The 17,101-nt window shown below is 55.7% G+C and carries 8 protein-coding genes; 3 read left to right on the top strand and 5 right to left on the bottom strand.

Annotated elements, in window-relative coordinates:
* Nucleotides 1-22 precede the first annotated feature (22 nt).
* The gene (locus FDX22_RS13690; RefSeq protein ID WP_146717333.1) at nucleotides 23-11,251 is read right to left on the bottom strand and encodes a BapA/Bap/LapF family large adhesin; all 11,229 of its coding nucleotides are present in this window, start codon (nucleotides 11,249-11,251) and stop codon (nucleotides 23-25) included.
* Nucleotides 11,252-11,831: 580 nt separating this feature from the next.
* Nucleotides 11,832-12,314, bottom strand: a complete 483-nt coding sequence (gene smpB, locus FDX22_RS13685) for an SsrA-binding protein SmpB (protein WP_096759347.1) — start codon at nucleotides 12,312-12,314, stop codon at nucleotides 11,832-11,834.
* Between the two features lie 154 nt (nucleotides 12,315-12,468).
* On the opposite strand from smpB, the gene ratA reads away from it, so the two are divergent.
* The gene (gene ratA / locus FDX22_RS13680; RefSeq protein WP_115257733.1) at nucleotides 12,469-12,912 is read left to right on the top strand and encodes a type II toxin-antitoxin system toxin RatA; all 444 of its coding nucleotides are present in this window, start codon (nucleotides 12,469-12,471) and stop codon (nucleotides 12,910-12,912) included.
* A 1-nt stretch (nucleotide 12,913) separates the two neighbouring features.
* Nucleotides 12,914-13,192, top strand: coding sequence for an RnfH family protein (locus tag FDX22_RS13675; RefSeq protein ID WP_217439082.1), 279 nt, complete (start codon nucleotides 12,914-12,916; stop codon nucleotides 13,190-13,192).
* 53 nt (nucleotides 13,193-13,245) lie between these two features.
* On the opposite strand, the gene bamE is transcribed toward FDX22_RS13675, so the two are convergent.
* The 3 genes from bamE to nadK all read right to left on the bottom strand — a co-directional run bounded on the left by bamE (nucleotide 13,246) and on the right by nadK (nucleotide 16,365).
* Nucleotides 13,246-13,590 carry an outer membrane protein assembly factor BamE gene (gene bamE / locus FDX22_RS13670; protein ID WP_115257734.1) on the bottom strand — a complete coding sequence of 115 codons (345 nt, stop codon included), beginning with the start codon at nucleotides 13,588-13,590 and terminating at the stop codon, nucleotides 13,246-13,248.
* Nucleotides 13,591-13,739: 149 nt separating this feature from the next.
* Nucleotides 13,740-15,401, bottom strand: a complete 1,662-nt coding sequence (gene recN / locus FDX22_RS13665) for a DNA repair protein RecN (protein ID WP_146717332.1) — start codon at nucleotides 15,399-15,401, stop codon at nucleotides 13,740-13,742.
* 85 nt (nucleotides 15,402-15,486) lie between these two features.
* Nucleotides 15,487-16,365 (bottom strand): NAD(+) kinase, encoded by an 879-nt coding sequence (gene nadK, locus FDX22_RS13660; protein ID WP_096756091.1) that lies wholly within the window; start codon nucleotides 16,363-16,365, stop codon nucleotides 15,487-15,489.
* 121 nt (nucleotides 16,366-16,486) lie between these two features.
* Between nadK and grpE the strand changes: the two genes are divergently transcribed.
* Nucleotides 16,487-17,080, top strand: coding sequence for a nucleotide exchange factor GrpE (gene grpE / locus FDX22_RS13655; protein ID WP_096756092.1), 594 nt, complete (start codon nucleotides 16,487-16,489; stop codon nucleotides 17,078-17,080).
* The last annotated feature ends 21 nt before the right edge of the window (nucleotides 17,081-17,101 follow it).

The raw sequence follows: 17,101 nt of genomic DNA, 5'->3' as shown, positions 1-17,101 counted from the left end.
TTATGGCGTTTTGGTGCTCACGTCAGGTCACAATATGATTTTGTTGGATCAGCTCATCGAGCGTGGTGTGGACGTTCTCCAGTGTCACAAGGCTGGTTGATTGATAGGTGGCGCCCGTACCGTCGCGGTCGATGGACACCACGGTGTTGTTACCGCTGGTGGATACGGTGAGATAATTGCCGAGCGTGGCGTTCTGCCCGTTCCAGCCCACCAGCAGGTCGCCGATATCGATTTTGTCACCCTGCGCCAGCGAGAAGTTGCTCCAGGTGTCCGCGGTTCCGTTGCCGCCGGTTGCGTTATTGGCGCTGAGCAGGTGGTAAATCAGCGTATCGCCGTACGCGCTGCCGATAACCCGATCGGCCTCCGCGGTGCTGATCACCTGTGGATTCATATCGATGGTCAACGTGGCGCTATCGGTATGTCCTTTTTGGTCGTTAAGGGTGTAGTTGAATGTCTCTTTGGTCTTGATGGATTCCAGTGAGACATCGCTGTTGAGGGTATAGGTGTAATGCCCATCAATGCCCATTGTCAGTTTGCCGTACAGTCCATTGATCGTGGCGCTGGCGGTGCTGCTGCCCAGCGGATCCAGCGTGGCGGTACTGCCGCCCGCGCCGTTTACCGTCAGCAGGGTATGGACGCTGGCAATATGGTCACCGTCATAGATGTTGCCGGTTACGCTATTGACGCCCGCGGTTTCGAAGTTATCGAGATCGACTATTGTTCCTTTCACGCTGGGGGTAATGGTGATGGTGCCTAGCCCCAGCGCACCCGCGTTGCCGGTATAGTCGAGGCGATAGTTCCCGGCGTGCAGCACCAGTCCGTTCAGGGCAATATCAAGATTGCCGCCGATCAGGAGCCCGCCGTTGAAAGTATCCCCGGCAACTTTAACGCCATTGCTGTCGTACAGCGCCCAGGTTACGTTTAGTCCACCCAGCGTCAGCCCTGATGCCACGTTAAAATGCAGCACCACGTTTTGCACCGCTGTACCCGCTGCGACTTCAACTGTTCCGGTACCACTTTTCGAGCTGGGTCCCAGCACAGTGGTCCAACTGGCCGATCCCACGCTGGTATCACTAAAGGGCTGAGACGTATCCTGCAACGTCGTGACCGCCATCTGGCTGCTGGTGTCGTTCACCGCGTCCAGCACTTGCGGAGTCGCCTTGATGTTCAGCGACGCGCTGCCGATATCGCCGTTTGGCGCCTTGACCGTGTACACAAAGCTGTCCGGCGTATTGATGCTGTCCGCGCCCAGTCCGCTTTTCAGCGTGTAGCTGTAGTTCCCCTTCGCATCGATAGTGAGTGTGCCGTACTGTCCCTCAATACGGGTTGTGCCTGTTAAATTGACTGCGACGCCGTTCACGTCGGTGATAACCGTATCGGCGGGTGCGGAATCATTGGCCAGAATATTGCCGTTGGTTGAGGCACTCAGACTGTCCACCGCATAGGTGTGATCGGCCTGAATATTCAGGGTGTAGCTGGTCAACAGCGCCAGACCGCCGCCGGCGTTCAGCAGGAACAGGTAGTCACCGCCCGGCAGCGTGATGGTGAAATCTTTTGATTTTCCACCCAATACTGCCGTGACCCAGTTGGGTTGTACCCGATACTGCTCGTATTGCTGAATAGCGTCATTAAAACGGTAGACGTACAGATCAAAGCCGCCGAGCGTTACGCCGAGAACGTCGGCCTGAATCGTCAGCGTGCGGGTGGCGCCATCTTCAACGTTGAATTTGATGGGGTTGGTTAACCCGTCGACCAGACTGACGTCCAGCACATTCCCCAGGCCTACGCTGGCGAGCGTAAAGCCGGTTTGTTTTGATGGTCCGTGGTCGACCACGCTGACCTCGGTGCCGTAGGTCAGTGAGGCGACATCGTCTGCCGCTGTTACCGTACTGGTCGTCGGACCCTGGCCCAGCGCCACCACCAGTTTTGCCGAAGAGTGGTCGTTACCGTGCGTCAGCGTATAGGTGAAGCTTTCGGAGCGACCGTATACCGAGGCGGATTTATCGGTGAGGGTGTAGGTATAACTCCCGTCCTGATTAATATGCAGGGTGCCGTATTTACCCTGCACATCAGCCCCGCCCAGCGGAATGTTCACCACATTGCCGTTGCCATCGGTAATCGACGTCACCCGCGTGCCGGATGGGGCGTTATCCTGCCCGTTGGTGGGGTCGGTATCGGTGATGATATTGCCGGATTCGCTGGTGCCACCAGTGATCGATCCGGCGCTGGTTTTGACCACCGCCACGTCCAGACTGGTGAAGGCTCCGGTCGCCAGCAGGCTGGTGTTGTAGCTGACGACACGGTAGTCCCCACCAGTAAGCCCGCCATAGTTGAGCGTCACGCCGGAGGCGCTGAGCGTCAGCAAGTCGGCAAAATCGGCTTGACCGGTATCGACCACCGTCACCCAGGCGTTGAGCGTGGAGTCAAAGCGCTGGATAACAATCTCCATGGTACTCAGCAGCGACAGCACAATGCCGGTTGCTGCCGCGTTGATGGTGATGGTGCCGCTGCCGCCGGTCTGAATGTTGAAGTTGACGAGTGCAGTGTTGTCTCCCAGTACCTTCAGCACATTATCCACTGCACCGACCAGCAGGAAGCCATAATCGCTTTTGTGCTCGTTGGTGACCGTGAAGTCGGTTTGTAGCGCCAGACGAGTGACGTTGTCTTCAGCCAGCAGCGGTAAGACTGGCGCGAGGATGCTGGTCGGCGTTGAGGTGTTGCCTGCCGCGTCGGTCGCAGTAGCGGACAACGACTGGCCCTCAATCTGGCGTACCGGCAGGGTGACGCTGTAGACCCCGCTGCTGTTGGCGACCGCCGTGATGCTGCCGCCGCCGGGCAGGGAGATAGTGACCGTACTGCCTGCTTCGGCGATGCCGCTGACCGTACCGCCATCGGCGCTGATCAGCACTGATGGCGGCGGCGGTGGCGTGGTATCGACAATGACGTTAAACGCGCCAGACAATACGCCGGAACCGTTGGCGTTAGCCGCACTGGCGGTAAACGCGTGGTTGCCTTCACTGAGCGCGCCGGAAGGGGTAAAGCTCCACAGTCCGTTGCCGTCCGCGGTTGTGGTGCCCATCAATGTTCCGTTGTTGTACAGGCTGACGACGGCGTTAGCCTGTGCCGTGCCGCTGAGCATCGGACGGGTGTCATTGGTGGTTTTTCCGGCGGCGACATTGCCAGTGACCGTACCAATGTCATCAAAAACGCTGGCGATAATCGGTGCGGGTGGTACCCCGGTAAACGGGGCCAGCGCGTTGCCAGGCGTGCCGGTATTCCCGGCGGCATCCTGCGCGCTAACCTGCAGCGTTTGTCCGCTGATCTGCGGCGGGTTGAGGGTAAAGGTGAAGTTGCCGGCGGCGTTGGCCGTGGCGGTGCCGAGCACGGTGCCGCTGCTTGTCGTGACGATCACCGTGCTGTTGGCTTCCGCAACGCCGGTCAGCACAGTACCGTTGGCGTTAACCGCCAGAGCGGTGGGAATACCCGGAGCGACGGTATCGACCACAATCGACGCGGCAGCCGACATGCCGCTGGTATTGCCCGCGCTGTCCGTTGCGGTAATAGTAAATGAATGGGGGCCCTGACCCAGTGCGGTAGACGGGGTGTAGTTCCAGTTGCCGCTGCCATCCGCCGTTACGCTGGTGACAAAGTTGCCGTTGTCATAAATATCAACCCGGGCATTGGCTTCCGTGGTGCCGTTTAACGTGGGGCGCGCGTCATTGGTGGGCTGGTTGTTGCCAATCGACCCGGTATTGGGACCGACATCATCAACAATGCTGCTAATTGACGGCAGCGTGGGGGCGGTGGTGTCCACGTTAATCGTAAAGCCCGCCGTTGCACCGCTGGTGTTGCCCGCGGGGTCGGTGGCGGTGACGGTAAAGGTGTGCGAACCATTCCCCAACGGTGCCGTTGGGGTAAACGACCAGCTGTTGTTACTTTGCGCGACGGCGGTGCCGAGCAGCGTGCTGCCGTCGTAAATACTGACGGTGCTGCCCGCTTCGGCGGTACCGTTAAGCGTAGGGCGGGCGTCATTGGTCAGTTGCCCGTTGCTCAGTGCGGCATTAAACACGCCGCCAGTGATGTCATCCACCACCGAGGTCAGGATCGGCGTTGATGGCGCAACGGTATCAACGTTGAGAATAAATCCGCTTGACGCCGGGCCGACGTTTCCGGCCGCATCCGTGGCGATGGCGGTAAAGACATGCTGGCCGTTACCCAGCGTAGTGGACAGAAACTCCCAGGTGCCGTCTATTGTTGCGGTAACTGTCGTCAGCAGCGTGCCGTTGTCGTAAATGGCAATCCGGGCGTTGGCCTCCGCAGAACCGCTCAGCACGGGGCGGGTATCGTTGGTCCAGGCACCGCTCGACAGCGTGCCGGTGCCCGGTTGTACGTCATCAAAGACCTGGATAATGGTGGGTGCCAGCGGGGCGACGGTATCCACAATCAGGGCAAACCCGGCAGACGACACGCTGACGTTGCCGGCCGCGTCGGTGGATGTCACCGTCAACACGTGATTGCCGTTACCCAGCGCACTCCCCGGTGTAAAATTCCATACGCCGTTTCCGTCTGCAGAAACCGTGTCGATAAGCGTGCCGTTGTCATAGATTTTGACCGTCGAATTGGCCTCCGCCGTACCGTTAAGGGTAGGGCGCGCATCGTTTGTCGCCTGACCGTTGTTTAGATTTCCTGTTAGTGGGCCGACATCATCGCTGACCTGGGTAATAACCGGCGTGTTCGGTGATACCGTATCAACCGTGAACGTAAAGCCGCTGGAGGCCGGGCTGGTATTGCCCGCGCTGTCGGTGGCGGTGGCGGTCAGCGTATGCGGACCGTTACTCAGAGCGTCCGTTGGCGTAAAGCTCCAGGTGCCGCCTGCACCGACGGTGGTGGTGCCAATGGGTAAACCGTCGCTCAGGATAGTAATCGTTGCGCCGATTTCACCCGTTCCACTCAGCGCTGGACGGGTTTCGTTGGTCGTCTGACCGTTACCTATTGGCCCGGTGGTGGGGGCCGTGTTGTCCTGTACGTTACCGATGACCGGCGCCAGCGGGGCAACGGAATCCAGTTCAAGGGTAAAGGCGGAGGAGGCCCCACCCGTATTACCGGCCTGGTCTGTGGCTGTTGCGGTGAAGACATGCTGCCCCTGACCCAGCGCGTTTTCCGGTGTGAAGGTCCAGTTGCCGGATTCGTCTACCCGCGCGGTACCTATTTCGACACCCTTATCTTTTATCGTGATAGTCGCCCCGGCTTCCCCTTTGCCGTTCAGCGTTGGCTGCGCGTCGTTAGTCAGTTGCCCGTTCGTCAGTGAGGTATTTCCCGGTTGGTCGTCAATCACCGAGGTGATGATTGGCGCGGCTGGCGCCAGTGTATCGACAACCAGCAAGAACGGCGGCGTTGCCGGACTGATGTTGCCCGCACCATCGGTGACGGTAGCGGTTAACGCGTGATTGCCTTCACCGAGCGCTGGGGCAGGTGTAAAGCTCCAGTTACCGTCTGCGTCGCTGGTGGTGGTGCCGATTACCGTCCCTTTATCAAGAATAGTGACGACCGAATTCGCCTCGGTCACGCCTTCCAGTGTTGGGGTGTTGTCGTTGGTCGACTGCCCGGAGGTGAGCGTCTGGTCCGTGCCGACGTTGTCCTTCACCGTCACAATGGACGGCGCGTCCGGGACTAAGGTATCGACAATAATGCGGAAACTGTCGGAGGCAGAGCCCTGGTTGCCTGCGGCGTCCGTCGCGCGCACGGTGAAGTCATGCGGGCCTTCGCCCAGGGCATTGGTTGGGGTATAGCTCCAGAATCCGCTGCTGTTGACGGTGGTAGTGGCATAGACACCGTTGCCATCGTAGAGAGTGATGGTTGCGCCCGCTTCGCCGGTACCGTTAAAGGTTGGTCGGGAATCGTTGGTAAGTTGTCCTTTGTCTAACGTGCCCGTACCGGGCGTGACATCGTCAATAATGCTGGTAATGATCGGCGCCTGCGGGGCGACGGTATCAATAGTGATGGTGTAATTAGGTGATTGACCGCTCTCTGCACTACCTACCGTTTGCGACACGGTGAAGTTATACGCGGTACCGTTTGTCAGTGGCGTGGACAGTTGATAGCTCCATGCGCCGGAGGTGGCGTCGGCGGTCACTGTGTCGAGTAGGGTCCCATTTTGGTAAATGTTTACCGTAGCCCCCGGAGTGGCGGTTCCTTGCAGCAGCGGTAAGGTGTCATTGGTGGTTTTACCGTTGCCAATCACGCCCATGACCGGGGCCACATCGTCCACAATTTCCAGCGTCGGCGGGTGGGGGATGCTGGACGTCGCGGCGTTAAACGGCGTGGGATCGCTCTGATTACCTGCCGGGTCCTGGGCGATAGCGTCCAGTGCCTGACCGGTTGTTTGCGCCGGTGAGAGGGTAACGGAATAATTTCCCTCGTCGTCGGCAATACCCTGACCGAGAATCGTGTTGTCGCGGCGAATGATAACGGTGCTGCCCGGTTCGGCCGTGCCGCTAACCAGCGTCCCGTTTGGATCTACGCCACTGACGGTTGGCATTGCAGGTGGCAAGGTATCGACGATTAACGTCACGGGGTTTCCTGCTGCCAGCACGTTACCGGCAGCGTCCTGGGCACCGAAAGTCAGCGTGTGAGTGACGTTGGGTGTCAGGGGAACATCTATACTCCAACTGCCGTTCGCCGCGACGGTGGCCGTGGCAATCGCTACGGGATTGCTGCCATCGAAAATTAACACTGTACTGCCCGGTGTACCGGTCCCACTGATCGTCGGGGTGGTATCGTCCGTGACGCTGTTGTTGGTTAGCGAACCGATAATAACCCCAGCGTCATCTTCAATATCCGTGACCTGGGGCAACTTCAATGCTGTGCTGTTCACCGTAAACGAGACGCTGTTTGAGGCGTCGCTGGCATTTCCTGCCGCATCGGTGGCGATGGCGGTCAGCGTGTAGCTGCCGTTGGTCAGCGCCGGGTTGGGCGTGATACTCCAGACGCCGCCTGCAACGGTAGCCGTGCCAATTACCGTACTGCCATTGTACAGGGTGATGATGTCACCGTTGGAGCCGGTTCCGCGGATGGTCGGCGTGGTGTCATCCGTCACCGCGCCGGCGGCGAGATCGCCTCTGACGTCGCCGACGTCATCATTAACCGCGGTGATAACCGGCGGCGCGGACGGCGTCGTATCGATGCCCAGGGTGACGGCATCCGAACGCGGGCTGACGTTGCCCGCCGGATCGGTGGCGGTGAGGGTGACTTGATAGCTGTCCGGATTAATCGGGTCGGTTGGCGTAAAGCTCCAGGTGCCATCCGCCCCGACCGTCGCCGTGCCTAGCGGTTCGGTTCTGCCGTCAAGATAGATGGCGATAACATCTCCGGCACTCCCGGTACCGCTGAAGGTTGGCGTGGTATCGTTGGTGATGCCGTTGGTGATAATTCCCGTTATCGGATTGGCATCATCGGTTATGGTTGGCGACTCAGGCTTCGCGGGCGGCAGGTTATCTACCGTCAGCGTAAAGCCGGCGGACGGGATCCCCGTGTTGCCAGCCACGTCTGTCGCTGTGGCGGTGAATTTGTGTGGACCGTCTGTAAGCAACGTTGGAGTAAAGGTCCAGGTGCCGTTTGGCTGCACGGTGGCCGTACCCAGACGGACGTCATTATCAAAAACGGTAATTGTCGCACCCGGCTCGCCGGTGCCTGACAGCTTGGGGTTGTCGCTTTTGGTGCTTCCGCCGTTAGCAAGCAGTTTTGTCTCACTGCCAATAAGTCCTTCCGCCGAGGTGATAACAGGGGCGGCTGGCGGCGTGGTATCAATCGTCAGCGTGAAATTACCGGCACTGCTGGCGTTACCCGCTTTATCTGTCGCAATAGCTGACAGCGCGTGTGGACCCTCACTCAGCGGTTGAGTGACCTGAAAACTCCAGCTTCCTTCCGGCGTCACTGTAGCAGTGCCTATGGGGGTAGCCCCATCGTAAATTGTGATCGTGGAATCTGCGACTCCGGTGCCTTTCAGCAGCGGCAGGGTATCGTCTGAACGTCCGCCATTGGCCAGGTCGCTTTGCAAACTGCCTACGTCGTCCGTGGCGCTCGAAATAATGGGGGCATCGGGCGCTTTGGTGTCGACCGTTATGATGACAGGGGGAGCGGTGACGACGTTACCGGCGGCATCCGTTGCGGTCAGCGTAAAACGGTGGGTGCCTTCGCTAAGGGCCTCATTGGCTGGCACGCTATGGCTCCAGGTGCCTGTTCTGTCGATAAGAATAACCATCATCTGCAGGCCATTATCATACAGCGTCACCAGCGAGCCGGGTTCGCCGGTTCCCGAGAACGTGGGGGTTTTGTCATTGGTGACCCCGTTGTTCGCGACGTTACCGGTGATGCTGCCGACGTCATCGTTGATAAGCGTAATGGCCGGTACGGTGGGGGCGATACTGTCGACAATGATTTTCCAGCTGGCGGCACTGCTGGTGTTACTGGCGGCATCGGTAGCCGTCACCGTAAAAACGTGCGCACCCTGCGCCAGCGCGGTGGTGGGCGTATAGTTCCAGTTGCCGTTGAGATCGGCGGTGACGGTCGCGATCAGGTTACCGTTATCGTAAATCTTAACCTGAGAGTTGGCCTCGGCAGTGCCTTCAATTTTGGGTTTATCGTCGTTGGTCAATCCATTGTCATCAATGCGGCCAGTGTAATCCGCAACATCGTCTGTGACGGCGATAATAATCGGCTGTTCGGGTGCAGAAAGATCTGGTGCTATTGCTGAAGTTGGCAGACTTTCGTTGCCTTTGCCGTCCGTGGCGGTGACGGTAACCGTCTCACTGTTGATTTGCGCCGGTGCGATTGACACGGTGAAGTTGCCGCCGCTGTCCGCCTGGCCCTTGCCAATAATATGACCATCGCTGTCTTTGACGGTGACGGTACTTCCGGCCTCGGCGTGGCCGCTCACCGACCCTCCATTTCCAGCGACGATAACATCTGTCGGTGCATCCGGTGCCGTGGTATCCGGCGCGGTGACGGAGGCATTGCCCCCTTTGTTACCTGCTGCATCGGTCGCGTTTGCCGTCAGGATCTCACCATTCGTCTGCGGCGGTACCAGCGCTGCGGTGAAGTCCCCATCTGCAGTGGCTGTCGTTGTGCCAATGATATTGCCGCGTGGATCCAGAATATTGACCGTACTGTCAGGCTCGGCCTTGCCGGTGACCTCGTTACCCGCGCCATTAATCACCAGGTTTGTGGGCGGTTGTGGGGCGGTGATGTCCGGCGCAACTGCCGTTTCTGGCGGGCTTGAGTTTCCTGCGGGATCGGTCGAGATGGCTGTAAGCGTTTCGCCATTGGTCTGCGGCGGCTTGATGGTAATGGTAAATGAACCATCCGGCCCGGCGACGCCGCTGCCAATGGGGATATTTTTACTGTCGGTGATCACCACGGTATTGCCGGGCTCGGTTTTCCCGGTTACGACAGCACCATCTGCCGAGACGTTGAGATCGTCAGGCGCAGACGGCGGCAGAGTATCAATATTAATGTTGAATGCGGTCGACACTCCCCCGGTACCCGACTGGTTGGTTGCGGTGACGGTAAAGGCGTTCGGGCCGTCATCCAGCGGTGAGCTTGATGTCCAGCTCCAGTTGCCGTTGCCGTCAGCCTGTACGCTGTCGACTGCTACGCCGTTGTCGTAAATATTCACTGTGCTGTTGGCGTCAGCGGTACCGGAAAGCGTGGGCTTGTTATCGTTAGTCGCCTGATTATTGCTCAACGACCCGGTTGACGGGGCGACGTCATCCATCACGCTGACGATAACCGGTACGCCAGGATAGCCTGAGTTCTGAGCGTTGAATGGGGTGTCTGGCCCGACGTTGCCCGCTTCGTCATGAATTTTTGCGGTAAGTGATTCACCGTGGGTCTGCGACGGTGAAATCGCGATGCTGAAAGTGCCGTCCTGGCCTACAACGGCCGAACCCAGCAGCAGATTACTACTGCCGATAATACTGACCGTGCTGCCTGGCTCTGCGCTGCCGGTGACCGTTGTCCCTTCCGGGTTGACGTTGGTAATCGCTGCCGCCGGAGGCGGGGTGATATCGACAGTGAAGGTGGGCACTGTGGTTTCTGCACTGACGTTACCTGCAGGGTCGGTTTGCGTCAGCGTCAGATTGTGAACGCCTTCGCTCAACGGCGTATCCGGTGTGAATGTCCAGTTACCATTCTCATCAACCTGCGTCATGCCAATCAGGATACCGTTGTCGTAGACGCTGATGAAATTGCCGGCAACACCGATACCAGAGAGCGTCGGCGTGTCATCGTCGATCACGGCGTTACTGGCGATAAAACCTTGAATGGATCCGACATCATCGAGTTCCTGAGAGAGAGCAGGCGCATCAGGGGCGAGGGTATCAATGATAATAACCCAACTGTTTGACATGCCACTGCTGCCCGCGCTGTTCGACGCGCTGACTGTAAACTGGTGGGTACCATCCGCGAGAGGGGGAGATGGTGTAAATGACCAGTTACCACTGGCATCGATGGTGATCTGGCCAATCTCTTTGCCATTATCGAAAATATGCAACGTGGTATTAGCCGTTCCCGTCCCTTGAAGCGTAGGGGTATTGTCGTTGGTGGACTCCTGTTGATTGACAATGCCAGTAATCAGCTCCTGGTTATCGACTACGCTGGTGATGACGGGAACGCCGGGGAGCGCTGGCGTTGTTGGTGGGGTTCCACCGTCGCCATCGCCATTTCCACCGCCGGGGTTATTACCGTTGCCGTTTCCCGGATTATTCCCGTTTCCATTCCCGTTCCCGGGATTATCACCACCGCCACCGCCACCGCCACCGCCACCGCCACCACCACCACCACCACCACCCGCCGCGAGGGCAATTCCGCCCGCCGCCGCCACGCCGCCTAGAACCCACGGCCAGACTGCGCCACCGTCATGACTGCCTTCAGCCGCCATCAGCGGTGTGAGATCGTCCAGATGCTGGAAGTGGAATGCGCCATCAGTATCCTGAACCCACCACAGTGCACCGTTGCTGTCTTCGAGAACGAGTTGGCTTTTATCACTGCCGTTTGCGACATAGAAGTTTTTAATCGTAATTACGTCACCTGAGCGGAGTGTGACCACTAGATCCTGGTTAATACGGGTCAGTTGGCTGATGTCTTCACGCGAAACGGATAATTTCACGATGGACGGTGTACTGAGCGTCACTTCAGAGGCTTCAACATTCGTAGATACACCAGTCAATTTTGATACAACGGCGAGATGACGCATATGTTCACTCCTGATGGCTTGCCGGGGGAATTAATCCGCAACAGCGTTCTGGGAAAATGAGCAGACAGCTGCCCCGTTCATCGTGAAGATGAATTTACACATGTAGTTTCATTGATTAGGTCACAGAGATGTCTGTTTGGTTAGTAAATAAAAATTGGCCTCGGCGTTGAATAGTTCTTTCGTATTAGATGATATAGTCAGAAAGAAAGTATTCCGCAACTTCTGTCTGTTAAAAATATACGGCGATATTTCAGGTGGGTTAGTGTAAACGCCACATAAAATATATGTGTTTTATTATGCTATTGTATTTTAAGTGATTTATTTTTGGCGTGCAGCATGATTTTATAATAAACATCAGTGATAATAATGTTATTAAAATGAAGTGAAATAGATGGAGGTAAATCTTGAAGTTTTATTTTTATTGGACTACAGACATCATGAAATAACACGGTGATTTACTTGATATTTGAACGATTCAGCAGTATTAAACTATAAGTGTGATGAATATATTGAGGGGGATTCAATAACTAAATAATAAGGACCAGTCCCATAATGAGAGACTGGTCACAAAACAAAGGTGTTATCTGCCAGCATTTTTCATAATACGTGCTTTATCCACCTGCCACTCACGCTCTTTCACATCGGAACGTTTATCGTGCTGTTTCTTACCTTTAGCGACGCCAATTTTCACTTTGCACCAGGCGTTTTTCCAGTACAGAGACAGTGCCACGACGGTGTAACCTTCGCGGTTCATTCGGCCATACAGCGAATCGAGCTCGCGCTGGTTTAACAGCAGTTTACGGGTACGAGTGGGATCGCAGACCACATGCGTTGAGGCAACTGCCATCGGGATAAAGTTGGCACCAAACAGGTAAGCTTCACCGTCTTTAAGAATGACATAGCTGTCGCTGATGTTGGCTTTACCCGCGCGCAGGGATTTGACTTCCCAGCCTTGCAGAGCGAGTCCAGCTTCGAACTCTTCTTCAATAAAGTATTCGTGTCGTGCGCGCTTGTTAAGCGCGATTGTGGCTGAGCCAGGTTTGTGTGCTTTTTTCTTCGTCATAATGCCGCTCAGTATAGGTAATCTGGAATCGAAAAACACCCCATTTCATCCAGCGGGGCGCAAGGCGCTATCTTAGCACGAGTTGGGCTATAGCGTTTTTTTTAGCGGATGATAAATGGTATTATTTGCTCGATTGATATAGATGGAAATTGTTATGCCTCAGATTAGCCGGACCGCTTTAGTACCTTACAGTGCGGAACAGATGTATCAGCTAGTGAATGATGTGAAATCCTATCCCCAGTTTTTACCGGGTTGCACCGGAAGCCGCGTACTGGAGTCGACTCCTGGACAGATGACGGCAGCGGTGGATGTGTCTAAAGCAGGGATCAGCAAAACGTTCACCACGCGCAACCAGTTGACTAATAACCAGAGCATTCTGATGCATCTGGTCGATGGCCCCTTCAAAAAACTCATTGGCGGGTGGAAGTTTACGCCGCTCAGTCATGAAGCGTGCCGTATTGAGTTTCAGCTTGATTTTGAGTTCACTAATAAGCTCATTGAGCTGGCGTTTGGCCGTATCTTTAAAGAGCTGGCGTCGAACATGGTGCAAGCCTTCACGGTGCGTGCGAAAGAGGTTTACAGTGTCAGTGTCAGCTAAAATGGTCGTCGAAGTCGCGTATGCGCTACCCGAAAAGCAATATTTACAGCGCGTGACGCTGCAAGAGGGCGCGACGGTTGAAGAGGCCATTCGCGCGTCTGGATTACTGGAATTGCGCCCTGATATCGACCTCAGCAAAAACAAAGTGGGGATCTACAGCCGCCCGGTAAAACTTGCTGATGCTGTGCATGATGGGGATCGGGTAGAAATTTACCGGCCATTGATTGCCGATCCAAAAGAGTTGCGCAGGAAGCGGGCGGAGAAGTCTGCCAACAAATAGCAGGCAATAAAAAGGTGCTCAGCGAGCACCTTTTTTGCTATCTGAAGACCTACTTATTGATTACCGGTCAATGCGGGCTTGTTATCAATATTGGTCAACACGCCATTGCTGTTAAAGGTCAGCGTCAGCGTTTGCTGCGTTACGCCTTCGTGTCCTGGTTGCTGACGGAACACATAGAACCAGGTGTTGGTGCCAAAAGGATCGGACATCATCGGTGTACCCAGAGCATAAGCAACCTGCTGTTGCGTCATACCGACACGAACTTTGGACACATCGTTAGCGGTCAGATAGTTTCCCTGGTTGATGTCAGGACGGTAAACCACTCGCTCCAGAGTGGAACAGCCTGCGGTCAACATCAGTAGTACTGCTGCAGCAGCAGTCAGCGTTTTACAGCGCATAGTGATTTGATTCCTTTTCGGGCCCGAGCAGTACGCGGCTCATATGTAATATGCCGATGATAATAGACCTTTCACCACTTTAAAACCTTTTGCTGTCGGGTCGGACGGCGATTTTATGTTGAACTCAGACCGTTACAAGAGAAAAAAGTTTATGCTGCCAGCAGTTCTTTTGCATTTGCGAGGGTATTGCGCGTCACTTCGCTACCGCCAAGTAAGCGGGCGAGCTCCTGCAGGCGCGCGCGTTTATCCAGTGGTTGCATATGTGTTTCTGTCATCGCGCCGTCGGTTTCTTTGCTGACGTAGAAGTGTTGATGTCCGCAACCGGCAACCTGCGGCAGATGCGTGACGCACATAACCTGCGTGGATTCACCGAGCTGGCGCAGTAGTTTGCCGACGACCGCGGCTGTTGGACCGCTAATACCGACGTCAACCTCATCGAAAATCAGCGCCGGGGTTTCCATTTTACGTGCGGTGATCACCTGAATAGCCAGTGCGATACGCGACAGTTCCCCCCCAGATGCGACTTTTGCTATAGGCTGTAACGGCTGGCCTGGGTTGGTGGTGACCTTAAATTCAATGCGATCGGCACCGTCTACACTCAGATGGTGTTCATCAAACTTCACCTCAATGCAAAAGAGTCCGTGCGGCATAGAAAGTGCGTGCATGCTCTCTGTAATGAGCTGCCCTAACTCCTGAGCATAGTGTTGGCGCTGGTGGTGCAGCGTCTTTGCTGTTTCCAGTGCCAGCTTGTGATGAGTGTTCACCGCCAGAGTGAGGGTTTCGAGTGAATCTGCCTGATCGTCAAGTTGCTGCTGTTCGTCCAGCAGGGACTGATAGAACTGCGGGAGCGCTTCAGGTGCGACATGGTGTTTACGCGCCAGAGAGATTTGTTTTGCGATGCGCTGCTCAAGCTCGAATAACCGGTTAGGGTCCAGATCCAGCCGGTCACAATAGTGGCGCAGCTCGTCGCTGGCTTCGCTGAGTTGAATGGTTGCCTCTTCAAGCATGTCCAGAATACCGGAAAGCTTATTGTCCATACCCGCCAGTTCGCTGACCAACTGCTTTGCCGTGTACAGCTGGCTTTGCAGATTAGCGTCTTCGCCATCTGCCATGATAGCCAGCGCCTGTTGGCTGGTGGTTAGCAACTGCCCGCTGTTAGCCAGGCGCTTGTACTCTTCATCGATCTGCTCAAACTCACCCGCCTGCGGGCTAAATTCGTTTAGCTCTTTCAACTGATACTGCAACAGCTCTGCCCGGGCAGCGCGTTCCTGGCTTTGCTGCTGATGATGTGCCAGGTCGCGGCAGCTCTGATGCCACAGTTGATAGCGCGTCGCCATTTCCTGAATAAGAGATGCCTCATTGGCATAGCCGTCCAGCAGGGATTTTTGGTGTTCAGATTTCGTCAGCAGTTGATGCGCGTGCTGGCCGTGGATTTGAATTAACAACTGGCCGAGCTCGCGAAGCTGCGACAGTGGTACCGCGGTGCCGTTGATAAAGCCACGGGAACGCCCATCGCTACTGATAACGCGGCGTAGCAAGCATTCACGGCCTTCTTCAAGCTGGTTTTCTTCGAGCCATTGCAGCGCCGCTGGCGTGTCCTTCAGGGAGAAGCGGGCACACAGATCGGCACGCGTAGCGCCAGCGCGCACCATGTCGGCATCGGCACGTCCGCCAAGGCACAAACCGAGGGCATCAATGGCAATGGACTTACCCGCCCCGGTCTCACCGGTGATGACGGTCATTCCGCTCTGAAAATCGATCTCAAGTTCACGAACGATAGCAAAATTGCTGATGGTCAGTTGTGCCAACATAGCTGTTTTCCTGTATGAAAAACCATAACTGTAATTACATACAGTATAAACTGGTTTTTTATACAGTAAAGAGGCTGGGGGTAAATTAAAATAATTTTTTTGACCAGCCGAGCTTGGTGCTTAATGTATTGAAATAGCTGTAGTCTTTAGGGTGAATCAGGTTTAAATGATAATCACAGCGGCGAATCAACACGTCTTCACCTTCCTGTATAGGCAGGGCAATCTGGCTGTCGCAGCTAATTTCGAGATCGCTACGGCGGTGTGAGAAGCGCAGGCGAATGGTGCTGCTACTGTTGATCACCAGCGGTCGCGCTGAGAGCGTGTGCGGGAACATTGGTACCAGCGTAATGGCATCCAGAGAAGGCGTCAGGATTGGGCCGCCGGCAGAGAGCGAGTAGGCAGTAGAACCGGTTGGCGTGGAAATAATCAGTCCGTCTGAACGCTGGGAAAACGCAAAGACCTCATCAATATAGACTTCAAATTCAATCATGTGCGCGACTTTACCCGGGTGCAGCACCACTTCATTGATCGCGGTACTGATACGCTTCTGGCAATCTTGCTGGCACACCTGGGCTTCAAGTAAAAAGCGCTTTTCACTGATGTAATGGCCTTCCAGCACATCGGCTAACTGCTGATGGGCATTGTCCGGGTCAAGGTCGGTGAGAAAGCCCAGGTTGCCACGGTTGATCCCGATGACCTTAATGTCATAGCGTGCCAGAGTGCGCGCAGCACCGAGCATATTGCCATCTCCGCCCACCACTACCGCGAGGTCCGCCTGCTGACCAATTTCTGCCAGCGTGCCGGTTTGCACATTTTTCAGCTGCAGTTCGCGGGCGATTTGTTGCTCCACGATAACCTGATACCCTTTGGTGCACAGCCAGCGGTAAAGCATTTCATGTGTGGTCAGTGCAGTGGGGTGGCGTGGATGCCCCACAATGCCAATACACTTGAAATGTTTATTCATTTTCTCGAGGTCCTTGTAGCGAAGATGAGTGACAATGTGAGTACTTCCCTTGAATCCCTGAATCTTATCCCCATAATAAGCCAAGTTAGCGAGATGAATGCGAAAAAACGCGGAGAAATTCATGAGTAGTAAAGAACAGAAAACGCCTGAGGGGCAAGCCCCGGAAGAAATTATCATGGATCAGCACGAAGAAGTTGAGGCGGTTGAACCAGACGCTTCTGCTGAGCAGGTGGATCCGCGCGATGAAAAAATTGCGAATCTGGAAGCTCAGCTTACTGAAGCCGAAACGCGCGAGCGTGACAGCGTGTTGCGCATGAAAGCTGAAATGGAAAACCTGCGTCGTCGTACCGAACTGGACGTAGAAAAGGCGCATAAGTTCGCGCTGGAAAAATTCGTTAACGAACTGCTGCCGGTGCTCGATAGCCTGGACCGTGCGCTGGAAGTAGCGGACAAAGACAACGATGCCATGTCGGCGATGATCGAGGGTATCGAACTGACCCGTAAATCGATGCTGGATGTGGTGGCGAAGTTTGGCGTGCAGGTGGTTGCGGATATCGATGTGCCGATGGACCCGAACGTGCATCAGGCGATTGCCATGGTTGAGTCTGACGACGTTGCGGCCGGTAACGTACTGATGGTGATGCAGAAAGGTTATACCCTGAACGGACGTACCATCCGCGCGGCGATGGTGTCTGTGGCGAAAGCCAAGGGCTAATCAGCCTGTCGCGGCGGGTAA

Source organism: Citrobacter sp. TBCS-14, assembly GCF_005280805.1.
Taxonomy (GTDB): domain Bacteria; phylum Pseudomonadota; class Gammaproteobacteria; order Enterobacterales; family Enterobacteriaceae; genus Citrobacter; species Citrobacter gillenii.
Note: the sequence above shows the minus strand (reverse complement) of the source record. Positions and strands in the feature narration are given on the sequence as shown.